This is a genomic window from Qipengyuania pacifica, assembly GCF_019857205.1.
GTDB lineage: Bacteria > Pseudomonadota > Alphaproteobacteria > Sphingomonadales > Sphingomonadaceae > Qipengyuania > Qipengyuania pacifica.
Genome location: NZ_JAHWXO010000002.1, coordinates 60888 through 73139, shown reverse-complemented (window position 1 = coordinate 73139; position 12252 = coordinate 60888). Strand labels below are relative to the sequence as shown.

The 12252-nt window shown below is 60.2% G+C and carries 12 protein-coding genes; 3 read left to right on the top strand and 9 right to left on the bottom strand.

What is annotated here, in order from left to right; translation table 11 throughout:
• Positions 1 to 50: 50 nt before the first annotated feature.
• The 6 genes from KYK83_RS03445 to pgi form a co-directional block, all read right to left on the bottom strand.
• On the bottom strand, positions 51 to 737 hold the full coding sequence (locus KYK83_RS03445) for a CDP-alcohol phosphatidyltransferase family protein (protein WP_103023161.1): 687 nt from the start codon (positions 735 to 737) through the stop codon (positions 51 to 53).
• Positions 738 to 812: 75 nt separating this feature from the next.
• Entirely contained in the window at positions 813 to 2177 is a 1365-nt protein-coding gene (locus KYK83_RS03440) for a DEAD/DEAH box helicase (RefSeq protein ID WP_222827208.1), read from the bottom strand.
• Positions 2178 to 2408: 231 nt separating this feature from the next.
• A complete protein-coding gene (locus KYK83_RS03435; RefSeq protein ID WP_103023159.1) occupies positions 2409 to 2813 on the bottom strand; it encodes a GtrA family protein in 405 nt (134 codons plus the stop codon).
• 16 nt (positions 2814 to 2829) lie between these two features.
• Positions 2830 to 3297, bottom strand: a complete 468-nt coding sequence (locus KYK83_RS03430; protein ID WP_248284243.1) for a hypothetical protein — start codon at positions 3295 to 3297, stop codon at positions 2830 to 2832.
• Positions 3298 to 3567: 270 nt separating this feature from the next.
• Entirely contained in the window at positions 3568 to 4440 is an 873-nt protein-coding gene (locus KYK83_RS03425; protein WP_222827207.1) for an SGNH/GDSL hydrolase family protein, read from the bottom strand.
• Positions 4437 to 5990 carry a glucose-6-phosphate isomerase gene (pgi, locus tag KYK83_RS03420; protein ID WP_222827206.1) on the bottom strand — a complete coding sequence of 518 codons (1554 nt, stop codon included), beginning with the start codon at positions 5988 to 5990 and terminating at the stop codon, positions 4437 to 4439. The genes KYK83_RS03425 and pgi overlap by 4 nt, the downstream gene beginning before the upstream one ends.
• 69 nt (positions 5991 to 6059) lie before the next feature.
• Here pgi and lepB point away from each other — a divergent pair, with 69 nt between their 5' ends.
• From lepB to era, 3 genes are read left to right on the top strand one after another with little or no spacing between them, the layout of a single operon-like run.
• Complete coding sequence (lepB, locus tag KYK83_RS03415; protein WP_222827205.1) at positions 6060 to 6956, top strand: signal peptidase I; 897 nt, start codon at positions 6060 to 6062, stop codon at positions 6954 to 6956.
• Entirely contained in the window at positions 6953 to 7624 is a 672-nt protein-coding gene (gene rnc / locus KYK83_RS03410) for a ribonuclease III (protein ID WP_196846447.1), read from the top strand. Before lepB ends, rnc begins: the two co-directional genes overlap by 4 nt.
• The gene (gene era, locus KYK83_RS03405; protein ID WP_222827204.1) at positions 7621 to 8523 is read left to right on the top strand and encodes a GTPase Era; all 903 of its coding nucleotides are present in this window, start codon (positions 7621 to 7623) and stop codon (positions 8521 to 8523) included. Before rnc ends, era begins: the two co-directional genes overlap by 4 nt.
• A 197-nt stretch (positions 8524 to 8720) precedes the next feature.
• Here era and KYK83_RS03400 read toward each other — a convergent pair whose 3' ends face one another.
• The 3 genes from KYK83_RS03400 to topA all read right to left on the bottom strand — a co-directional run bounded on the left by KYK83_RS03400 (position 8721) and on the right by topA (position 12170).
• Positions 8721 to 9329 (bottom strand): hypothetical protein, encoded by a 609-nt coding sequence (locus KYK83_RS03400; RefSeq protein WP_222827203.1) that lies wholly within the window; start codon positions 9327 to 9329, stop codon positions 8721 to 8723.
• Positions 9330 to 9408: 79 nt separating this feature from the next.
• Positions 9409 to 9591, bottom strand: coding sequence for a hypothetical protein (locus KYK83_RS03395; RefSeq protein ID WP_103023151.1), 183 nt, complete (start codon positions 9589 to 9591; stop codon positions 9409 to 9411).
• Positions 9591 to 12170, bottom strand: coding sequence for a type I DNA topoisomerase (topA, locus tag KYK83_RS03390; RefSeq protein WP_222827202.1), 2580 nt, complete (start codon positions 12168 to 12170; stop codon positions 9591 to 9593). The genes KYK83_RS03395 and topA overlap by 1 nt, the downstream gene beginning before the upstream one ends.
• Positions 12171 to 12252 lie beyond the last annotated feature (82 nt).

Here is a 12252-nt window from a genome sequence, read left to right as displayed (position 1 = left end):
CGCGACGCATCGGGCGTTTGCCAAGGTCGGAACAGGGAAAGTATTTTCAGCTAGTTGAGCGGAGGCTCTTCAACCGCCAGCCGCCGCGCGACCTGAATTGTCTGTGTCACGAACAGCGTGACCAGCAGTATGCCTACCCCGCCCACAAAAATATCGAACGGATTGAGTTGCCAGAGAACGGGAGCTTCGCGCCCGGCGATGTACATTGCAAGGGTCAGGGCAATCAGGATCAGCCGCATCTCCGTAGGTCCGGCATTGAGGTAGGAAAGGCGCAGTTCGCCAAGCACGCGAACCGATAGAAAAGCATGGATCGACATAAGCAGATAGCCTGCCAGGGCCACCAGGGATACTTCGAGCAATACGAACGGACTGAGGCCGATCCCGACCACAAGCAGCGTGGTCGCAAAACCATCGCAGCTATGGTCGAGGAAATAACCGTAACGCGGGCGTTCGATCTTGCGAAAGCGCGCGAGGCTGCCATCGAGGGAGTCCCCCAGCCAGTGAACGACATATCCGCCGATCGAAAGCCACAGCCAGTCAGGATCCAGATTGCTGCCGAGATAGCCCGTGAAGACCAGCAGCGCGCCAAACATCCCGAATGCTGTCAACATATCCGGAGATACGCGCCGCGGCATCCTGGCGCAGAGCCAGTTCAGCGCACGCCGTTCCACCCGGGCAACCAGGTTTTCCTGAATGCGATCGATCGGAGTGATCTTCGGCTTGAAAGCAGGTTCCATGCGGTTGCGCTCGATAATGACAAGTCGGATGACATCATGTGGCCAGCGGTATCCCTCTGGCCACATGCTGATGGGTTAGCCCGGCTGGCGAGCGCCTGAACGACGGCGGCGATTGCCGCTTCTGCTCTTGCCTCCAGCCGGCGCACCTTCCCGCTTCGGTGCACCAGCGCGGTTGGGATGCTTGACCTTCGGTTTGCGCTTCTTGGCCGCATCGCCCGTGGGCCGAACTTTCGGCCTCGCCAGGCGGGGCTTCTGTTCGCGCTTCGTGGGTCCGACGCCTTCGACCACTGCACGGAAATTGTCCGGAAGCGGAAGGCGCTCGAATTCGGCGTCGGTCTTCTTGCGGATATCCTTCAGGTAATCGCGCTCGTCTTCGGCACAAAAGGCGATGGCGATGCCGTCCTTGCCCGCACGCGCCGTCCGGCCAATGCGGTGGACATATTGTTCCGGCACATTGGGCAATTCGTAGTTGAGGACGTGGCTAACGCCTGGGATATCGATGCCGCGAGCCGCAACGTCTGTCGCGACGAGAATGGGCGTCTTGGCGCGCTTGAACTCATCGAGCGCGCGTTCGCGCTGCGGCTGGCTCTTGTTGCCGTGGATAGCGTTGGCCGGGATGCCGACCTGCGACAGCTTCTTCACGATCCGGTCGCAACCATGCTTGGTGCGGGCAAAGATCAGCACGCGCTCGAACTTGCCGGGTACCGAATGGCGTTCGGACAGGATCATTTCGAGCAGCGTCTGCTTCTCGTCCTGCTGAACCATGAAGAGATACTGGTCGATGCGTTCTGCGGTCGTGCTTTCCGGCGTGACCGAGACCTTGACCGGGTTGCGGCAATATTTGCCGACCAGTTCCTGGATCTGCTTCGGCATGGTTGCCGAAAAGAACAGCGTCTGGCGATCTTCCGGCACGAGCTGGCTGATCCGGCGCAGCGCATGAATGAAGCCCAGATCGAGCATCTGGTCGGCTTCATCGAGGACAAGCACTTCGACCTTGTCGAGCGTGAAGGCCTTCTGATCGATCAGGTCGAGCAGTCGACCGGGCGTCGCCACGAGAATATCGGTGCCGCGATGCAGCTTGTTCCGGTCCTTGTTGACCGATGTACCGCCGACGATGCTCTGCACCTTGAGGCCGGCAAGTGCGCCGTAATCCTTGGCGCTTTGGGCAATCTGCCCAGCCAGTTCGCGCGTCGGCGCGAGCACCAGCATACGACAGGATTTGAACGGTGTCTGCCGGTCGGCATCGCGCAGGCGGTCGATGCTGGGCAGCATGAAGGCGGCCGTTTTGCCGGTCCCCGTCTGCGCGATACCCATAAGGTCGCGCCCTTCGAGGACGGCCGGGATCGCCTGTGCCTGAATTGGAGTAGGTTCGGTGTAGCCCTTCAGGTCGAGGGCCTGAAGAACGGGCTGCGACAGCCCGAGATCTGAAAACTGAGTCATGTTTACTCGCATTCGATATGCGGCGCGCAGCCGAAATCGGCGCGCGGTCGCGGGGTTGAATAACCACCCGCGTGAAAAGGGAAGTCTGGAAATATGGACCGAGGCGCGGCCGGGGCGATGAACTTTTAGGCATCGCCGCTTCACGCTGGCTAGCGCGCTTCGATGCAGTCATCTGGATGCTGCAGTGCAAAAAGTCAATTCAATTCGCGCGGACGAGCATTCGTAATGGCGTCAGACCTGACGGAAATTGATCGAAGCGTTGAGGCCGAAAACGGCAAGGCCGGCGAAAACCGACACGATTACGCGCGCTACCAGATAATTCATCGGGGTGAGTTCTGTCAGCACCCAGAACAGTCCGACCGTCACTGCCAGACCGATCATGGCATTCATGAGGAATATCGCATAGCCGGTAGAAAGCTTGCGATCCGATCCGGCGAAAATCCACGTTCGGCCGAAAATATAGTGGATGCTATTGGCAACGAGGAAGCTCAGCCCGGTCGCCAGTACTGCATTCATTCCCGCCTTCTCGACCAGAACCCACAGTACCGCCAGGCCGAGCAGGAAGACGCCGGTGCTGACCACGGTGTTACGCAACAGCATGCGACCTGCAGGGCGCGTGAAGAAACGAGCGAACATGCGGGCTTGTAAACTCTCAGGCGGTGGCCAGCGAGCGTGGTGTCGGGCGCGGATTACTTTCCCCCGCGTCGCGCCATTCCGTCAGTCGGGGAGCACGGAACCACAGGAACAGAAGCGGCAATTTTATGAAAAGCAATTCGGAATGGATCAGGCGATCGATCCCTCGCTCCCACGCATTGGGCATGCGCCGCGCATTTTCGGCAAGCCATTTGTCGTAGGGCAGGAAATGGTCGGGTTCATCCACATGGACGATCTCGAAGATGCGGTGGAGAGCCTTGTCCTGTTTCACCATGGGATGATCGAGCAGGATTTCGACCTGTTTCAGGCCGCGCTTTTCCGTCAAGGAAACGACCCTACAGAGACGTTCGAACAGATCGTCGCTGGCGATAATGGCTTGGGTATCGAGGCTGTCGATGGTGCAGCCAAAAGTGATTTCGATGAACCGATCGATATGGCCAAACATCCGGTCCAGCGCGATGGGCATTGTCCCCCGAGTTCGAACCATCGTTTGAACATGGTATAATGTTTACGCTCGTCGGCACGGTGTTTCTCGACCGCCGCGATAAGCTCTGTAGCCTCAGGATGCTTTGCCCGAACTGCTTCGAGAACCCTGTCGAGTGCGGTATATCCGCGATGCTCGTTATAAATGTATATCGATCCTAACAGATCGAGATAGCGCCGTGCGAACCATGCCTTCATTCCAGACGTCTAACACGTCCGGAGATAGCCGTCATCTTAATCCCGCAGCGATGCTTCAGCGCGCAGCTTCAAGTTCCACCTGTTCCATCGCCAGGGACTGAAGGCCCGCTGCCACCTTCGGTTCGATGCCCAGTTCGTGGGCTGCGCGTTCGTTCGCACCGAACTCGCGCACGTCGAAACCAGTAATGGTTGCGAAGACGACGAGAGCTTCAAGGTACGAGCCTTCGGCGCTCGCGTGGTAGTGATCGTAGCTCCATAGATCGACCTTGCCGTAGTCGCGCCCATCATATGGGTTGTCGTCGGCAATGCCTGCGGCAATTGCACGGTTCCACGCCTCGCCTACCGGGATGACACCGTCGATCTGTTCAGCCTGGTTGTCGATCCGATCCATGGCGCCGCGCAGATCGATGGCCATCTGCCCTACGGTTTGTCCGTACCAGTGACCTTCCGGCTTGTAGGTCTGATCCGCCCTGCTCCACGTCGACATAAGATAGACGCGCGCTTTCGGATTGGCGGTTTCGAACATTTTCGCAAGCGCGCTGGCGTCCCTGCCGGTATCGGTCGCATCCCCCGGATCCTCGGGGTTGAGGACGGAATATTCCTGCATCACCACCATGTCCCACGCATGATCGATCAGTTTGCGCCTCTCGCGCAAATGAAAGCCCAGCGTAGTTCCGCCCTGCAGTTCGTGGCTGACTTCCCAATCGAGATCCGCTTGCTCGGCGAATTTGGCGAATAGCGCCGGAATGCCGCCGACGCCCTCTCCGTTGAGATCGTTCACGCTGTCGGGACGATATCTCAGCACGGCAGAGTTGGCGCCCTGGGTGAAGCTGTTGCCGATGAAAAGGATTCGGTGCTCTTCCTGCGCAGCTAAAGGCGTAGAAACAAGGGCGACGGCAGTCAGCAGGAAGCGAACGACCCCGATCATTGCGAAAGGCCCGCTGCCTGCAAAAGCGCTTCGGTGCTGGCATCGAAGCGTTCGCCACCCTGTTCGATCGCCTTTGCCATCTGTTTGCCCAGTTCCACTCCGAACTGGTCGAAGGGATTGATTCCCAACAGGACGGCATTGGCGAATGTGCGGTGTTCGTGAAACGCGATGAGTGCACCGAGCGTAGCAGCGTCGAGGTCATCGCACAGGATCGTCGCGCTTGGACGGTCACCGGGATAATTGCGCGCAGGATCATCGCCCTTCTTGCCCGCCATCAATGCCGCGCCTTGAGCGAAGCAGTTCATCAGCAGGATACGGTGATGTGCAGGGTCGAGATCGTCCCCCGGCGCAATGCTGGCGATGAAATCGACCGGAACCAGATGCGTGCCCTGATGCAGCAACTGGAATACCGCGTGCTGCGCATCCGTGCCAACCCCGCCCCAGGTGATCGGCGCAGTCGGGCCGTCGACCGGCTGCATGTCTACAGTGACGCGCTTGCCATTCGATTCCATTTCGAGCTGCTGGAGATAGTCGGGAAACAGGCCCAGCCGTTCGTCATAGGCGAATACTGCGCGGGTCTGGCAGCCGCGCACGCGGGCATAGTAAAGATCGGCGAAGGCCGCCCGCACCACCAGATTGTCGGAGATATCGGTATCCCGGAAATGCGCGTCCACGGCTTTTGCGCCGGCAAGAAAGGCGCGAAAATCGTCCATCCCCACAGCCATCGCGATCGGAAATCCGATACTCGACCAGATCGAATAGCGCCCGCCGACGCTTTCCTGGAAGGGAAGGATCCGTGTTTCGTCCACGCCCCATTCTACGGCGCCTTCCGGATTGGCCGTCAGCGCAATGACGCGTCCCCCCGGGTCCGACACCCCGTTGTCACTCAGCCATTTGAGCGCGCTTTCGGCGTTGGTCATCGTTTCGATGGTGGTGAACGTCTTGCTGGCGACAGCAATCAGGGTCTTGGCCGGATCGCATCTGGCGAAAGCTTCTTCGAGCGCGACGCCATCGATGTTGGATACGACATGCACATCGCAATAGGACAGATCGCGAGAGAGCGCGTCCACCCCGAGCGCAGGGCCTAAGGCACTGCCGCCAATGCCGATGTGAATGAGGTGCTCGATTTCGCCCAATGCGCCCTGATGGATCGCTTCGACCAGCATGCCCATGCGGTCGATCAGCGCCATCGCTTCTTCGACCTTGGCCTCGTCGCCCGTTCCGCGCAGTGTCCCGTGATCGGCGGCGCGACCTTCCGTCGGATTGACGATCTCCCCCGCGAAAAGCTTCTTGCGCATTTCGGCGAAGTTCATCGTTTCTGCCAGATCCTTGAATGCGGAGATCACGGCACTGTCGAGATGGGTCTTCGACCAGTCGAACAATATTCCGCCTTCGTCGAGTTCGATCCGGCCAGAAAGATTGGCGACGCGCTCGTCATTGCCCGGTTCGCTACCGCCCTCACCGCCGTCGCGTTGCGTGCTGAACAATTCGCCAAGTGTAGGGCGAGGCAGATTGTCGAGGCGGGCCCAGAGCTCGGCGGCGGTCGTCATGGCGGGCAAAAATCCTTTAATGGCTGCGCTCCTGCGACTAGGGACTTCGGCGATGATTGAGAACCCCGCATGACAGACCCGACGCTGGATACGAATGCATCCTTGGATGCCTCCACCAAGCCGCAAGAAAAGGAATCGCTCGGCAGTTTCCTGTGGTTTGTCGCCAAGCTGGTGATCGCAGTGCTGATCTTCCGCAGCTTCATATTCTCGCCCTTCACAATTCCCTCCGAATCGATGCTGCCCGGATTGCGCAACGGGGATTATCTGGTGGCCGCCAAATGGCCGTACGGATATTCCCGCTATTCTCTTCCGGCTGACCTACCGCTTTTCGAAGGAAGGATTTTCGCGAAACTGCCCGAACGCGGCGATGTCGCCATTTTCAAACACCCGGTGTCCGGCGTCGATTACGTCAAGCGCGTGATCGGCCTGCCGGGAGACACGGTGGCGGTCCGGGACGGTGTCGTAATCCTCAACGGGGAAGCCTTGCCCAAGGAAGAAGCGGGTTATGCCGATATCCCGATGAGCGAGAACACCGGTTGCCGCAGCGATGGCGGCGTGGTCGTCGATGGCACGCTCTGTCGTTACCGCCAGTTTCGCGAGACGCTGCCTTCGGGCAAAAGCTATCTGACCATCGACTTCGGCGATGTCGGCCCACGTTTCCTCACGGACGGCACAGGTGCATTGTCTATGGATGGCAATGGCGAGCCTATCCGGATCGATCCCGATAATACCGAACCCGTCATCGTGCCCGAAGGCCACCTGTTCATGATGGGCGACAATCGGGACAATTCCCTCGACAGCCGCTTTCCTGCCGTTCCCGATGGGGGCGTCGGATTTGTCGATGCAAATCTGCTGGTCGGTCGAGCGAGCCGGGTACTCTGGTCCACGGACGGAAGCGCCGAATGGCTGCTGCCGTGGACATGGTTTACGGCCGCCCGCTGGAATCGCATCGGGAGCGACATATGAACGCGCTCAAGCCCGAAACCCGCAGCTGGCTTGCAGAGACTGGCTTCACCGTGAAGGACGAGGCCCTGTGGTTTGCCGCGCTGACCCATGGCAGCATGGGCGAGAAGCAGGATTACGAACGGCTGGAATTCCTTGGCGACCGCGTTCTTGGCCTGTCGATTGCGGATTGGCTCTATGCCCAGAGCGACGCACCCGAAGGCAAGCTTGCCCAGCGGCTCAACGCTATCGTCAGCCGCGAAATGTGCGCCACCATCGCGCGCGGCATTGGGCTTGCCCCGCATATCCGGATTTCCAAACAGGCCAGCAGCGACGGCGGCCGTGACAGCGACAACATCCTGGGCGATGTGATGGAAGCGCTTCTCGGCGCCGAATTCATCGACAACGGCTTTGTCCAGGCACGCGGTATGGTTCACCTACTCTGGCGCCCGGCGCTCGAGAGCGGGGCTGGCAAAGCCAAACATCCCAAGAGCGCGCTGCAGGAGTGGGCAGCGGGCAATCAGCGGCGACCGCCGGAATATGAACTGGTAGACCGATCGGGGCCCGATCATGCCGCCAAATTCACCGTGCGCGTCAAGGTCCACAAGGTGGGTGAAGCGGTAGCCACCGCAGGAAGCAAACAGGAAGCCGAAAAGCAGGCGGCGAGAGAATTCATGGAGAAGTTCGGGTGAGCGACAAACAAACCAGATGCGGTGTGGTCGCCGTCCTAGGCGCGCCCAACGCGGGCAAGAGCACGCTGGTCAACCAGCTCGTTGGCCAGAAGGTCGCGATCACCTCTGCCAAGGCGCAGACCACGCGGACGCGGATGATGGGCATCGCGCTGGACGGCGATACGCAGATGATCCTGGTCGATACGCCCGGTATCTTCGCGCCCAAGCGCCGGCTCGACCGCGCGATGGTCAGCGCGGCCTGGGAAGGCGCCGAGGCAGCCGACGCCGTCCTGCTGCTGGTCGATCCGATCAAGCAGCGCCGCCACGAACTGGAACCGCTGATCGAACAGATCGCCTCGCGGCCCGAACGCAAGATCCTCGTCCTCAACAAGGTCGATGCAGCGAAGAAGGAACCTCTTCTGGCGCTGGCCCAGGAACTGGGAGGCAAGATCGATTTTGCCGACATCTATTTCGTTTCGGCGCTGACCGGCGACGGGGTGCCGGAAATGAAGGCTGCACTTGCCGCGATGATGCCCGAAGGTCCGTGGATGTATCCCGAAGACCAGGTGTCGGACGCCAGCGAACGCCTTCTCGCCACCGAGATCACCCGCGAACAGCTCTACCAGCAGCTGCACGAAGAACTGCCCTACGATTCCGCCGTGCGACCGGAAAAGTACATTCAGCGCAAGGATGGCAGCGTCGAGATTCACCAACAGATCGTGGTCATGCGCGACAACCAGCGCGCCATCGTGCTCGGCAAGGGCGGCAGCCGGATCAAGGCCATCGGCGAGGCGGCGCGCAAAGAACTCACCGAACTGCTGGGCCAGAAGGTCCACCTGTTCCTGCACGTCAAGACCGACGAGCGCTGGAGCGAGGACAAGGAAATGTTCGAGGAAATGGGCCTCGAATGGAAGAGTTGATGCAACGGCGGCGATAGTCAGAAACGAGCAACAATTACTCTACAGCACTGCGCCGTTTGCCGCGTCAGGCCTGCCGCGAACTGTCGAATCCCAAGAGAGGCCCGCAAACGCGCTTGCGATGCTAGCGGATAGTATGCGGCATGAGCAGGAGTTGCCAGATATTTGCGGCGATTAGAGGTGCCGCCCGAACTAGCCGCCTAATCGCCGGCAAGTTCGAAGGTGACCTCGAAATTTCGCACATAGGGCACGGCATTGCCATTCGCATCGGCCCTCACATCAAACCCATTCGCGCTTGCCTGTTCGCAAGCCACCGCGCGAAACGCTTCTGGCCCGTCTCCGTGTCCTTCACAGCGTGAAACTCTGCCATCTAATCCTATTACTAGGTCCAGCAACATTCGGGTCGCGGATATTGATTCAGGAAGTTGGCTCACGGTGAGAACGATGCCGTCTTGCTGCAATCCTCCTAGACGTGATGCTAAGTTAGATTCCCCATCGTTGTCCACAGCAACCATCATAAGGACCAGACCGTAACTTTTCTCGCCCTGGAAGTTCTTGGCCGGTACAACCCTGCTCCCGATCAAGACCCTGCACATTTCATCGGCCACGTCCTCGTGAGGCAAGAAACGCCTAACTTCGCAAGTCAGTACCTTGCCCTTCGGATCGGCGAACACTTCGATCTCTGCAGCCGTCCATTTACGCTGACGATCAACCGATCGGTGCAAGTTGCGGTTGATCTCCATCGCAACCTTTACGTCAACTGAAGGTGTGGAGAACGATGCGGCAGCAGCCAAAATGGGAAGAAACAAAGATTCACTCCAACGGCCCGCGGATGGACTCAGATGCTAGTTGCATCCGGACCGCTTGGCCAGTGGATCGGCGGTTGTTTTACCGCTTCTTCGCGATGTCGATCTTGTTCTTCTTGGCGAAGTCCTTGGTCGATTCCTCGCTGCGATTGAGCGCCTTGGCGATCTCCTTCAGCCCCTTGCCCTTGGCGGCAAGGGTGCGCAGCTGACCTGCTTCCTCGCCGTTCCACGGCTGCTTGTGGCGTTCAAAACGTTCCTTGGCCATCAGTCTGCCTTCGCTTTCTTGGCCGCCGGCTTTTTCTTCGCAGCAGCTTTCTTGGGCGCAGCCTTCTTTTTGGCCGGGGCCCTCTTTTTCGGAGCGGCCTTCTTCTTTTTCGCCGGCCCCTTGGCGACCCGCGCGTCGATCAGCTCGATCGCCTGTGCATCGGTCAGGTCTTCGGGTTTCATGTCTTTGGGGATCGTCGCATTCGTCGTGCCATCGGTCACATAGGGGCCATAGCGTCCCGGCATGACCTTCATTTCGCCGCCACTGGTCGGATGTTCGCCCAGCGTCTTGATGGGTTCGGCCTTGCCGCGACCGCCGCCTTTGCGATCGGCCGCCTGGGCGAGGATATCGACCGCACGGTTCATGCCGACATCGAAGACTTCCTGCGTCGACGACAGCTTGCCATACTTGCCATCATGGCGAAGATACGGGCCGTAACGTCCTATCGCGGCTTCGATTTCCTTCCCGGTTTCGGGATGCGCGCCGACGATGCGCGGCAGGCTCAACAGCTTGAGCGCCCATTCGAGATCGAAATCGTCCAGATCCTTGGGGATGCTCGCACGTTTCGCTTCCTTGCCCTCGCCCAGCTGGACATAGGGACCGAAGCGGCCGCTCTTGCGCTCCACCGGCAGGCCGGTTTCGGGGTCTTCGCCCATCACGCCGTCATCAGCACCGTCATCGCCATCCGCGCCGCCGGGCTTGGCGAACTGGCGCGTGTACTTGCATTCCGGATAGTTGGCACAGGCGACGAAGGCGCCGTAGCGGCCACCGCGCAGCGCCAGCCGTCCGCCTTCGCGGCCTTCGCTTTCGCACAGCGGGCAATGTCGCGGATCCTTGCCGTCGGCGCGTTCGGGGAACAGGTAATCGGCGAGGAAACCGTCGAGCACTTCGGTCACTTCCGAAGGCTTCTTGTCCATCACCTCTTCGGTCTTGGGCTTGAAATCGCGCCAGAAGGCTTCGAGCAGTTTCTTCCAGTCTTCCTTGCCGTCGGAAACGACGTCGAGCTCGTCCTCCAGGCCAGCGGTGTAGTCGAAGGCGACGTATTGTTCGAAGAACCGTTCGAGAAACGCCGTCAGCAGCCGGCCCGATTCCTCTGCGAAGAACCGGTTTTTCTCCATCCGCACATAGTTGCGATCGCGCAGCGTTTGGATCGTGCTGGCGTAAGTCGACGGACGGCCGATGCCGAGTTCCTCGAGCCGCTTGACCAGGCTGGCTTCGGAAAAGCGTGGCGGCGGCTGCGTGAAGTGCTGGTTCGCCTCTACCCCGCGCTTCAGAGGCGCATCGCCCTTGGATATGGTCGGAAGCAGGCCGTCCTCATCGTCGTCCGCATCGTCGCGGCCTTCCTGGTAGACCGCAAGGAAGCCGGGATATTTCACAACCTGTCCGGTGGCGCGCAATTCGTGCTGCCCGGTGGGATCGCGCATGGTGACGGTCGTGCGTTCCAGGCTGGCGGCGGCCATCTGGCTGGCCGTCGCACGCTTGAAAATAAGATCGTACAGCTTGCCCTCGTCACCCGACCCGGCGCGGTCGCGGTCGAAATCGGTCGGGCGGATGGCTTCGTGCGCTTCCTGGGCGTTCTTCGCCTTGGTCTTGTACATACGCGGGCTGTCGGGCAGCGCGTGTCCGCCATAGCGGTCGGCAATCGCCTTTCGGCACGCCGAAATGGCGCTGCCATCCATGCTGACACCGTCGGTACGCATGTAGGTGATAGCCCCGGCTTCATACAGCGACTGGGCGAGGCGCATGGTGTGGCTGGCGGAAAAACCGAGCTTGCGCGCGGCTTCCTGCTGCAGGGTCGACGTGGTGAACGGGGGAGCCGGGTTGCGCTTGAACGGCTTGGTCTCGACCTCCTCCACCGTGAAGTTCGCCCCTTCGACCGCCTGCTTTGCGGCCATGGCGCTGCCTTCATTGCCCAGCGTCAGCTTTTCGAGCTTCTTGCCATCGAACTTGACGAGGCGCGCGTCGAATTCCGTGCCGTCGTGCTGCAGCTTGGCGATGACGGACCAGTATTCGTCGGCCCGGAACTGTTCGATCTCGATCTCGCGATCGACGATCAGCCGCAGGGCGACCGATTGCACGCGGCCCGCGCTTTTCGCGCCCGGCAGGCGGCGCCACAACACGGGTGAAAGCGTGAAGCCGTACAGATAGTCAAGCGCGCGGCGCGCTAGGTAGGCGTCGATCAAATCCTGATCGAGTTCGCGCGGCGCCTTCATGGCGTCGGTCACCGCCTGCTTGGTAATGGCGTTGAAGGTGACGCGTTCGACATCCTTGGGCAGCGCCTTGCGCTTATGCAGCAGCTCGCGCACGTGCCATGAAATAGCTTCGCCCTCGCGGTCAGGGTCGGTCGCGAGGATCAGCCGATCGGCCTTCTTGGCGTTATCGGCGATTTCCTTGAAGCGGCTCTGCTTGTCCCGGTAAAGCTCCCAGTCCATCTCGAAGCCTTCGTCCGGACGCACGCTGCCGTCCTTGGGCGGCAGGTCGCGGACGTGACCGTAGGAAGCGAGAACCTTGAAGTCCTTGCCGAGGTATTTCTCGATGGTTTTCGCCTTGGCAGGCGATTCGACGATGACCAGTTGCATGGTGAAGAAGGCAGTCCTTACGTGTGCATGTGCGTATACGCGCGAAAATGGGGACCGCTCCCAAGAGCCGTCAAGCAAGATT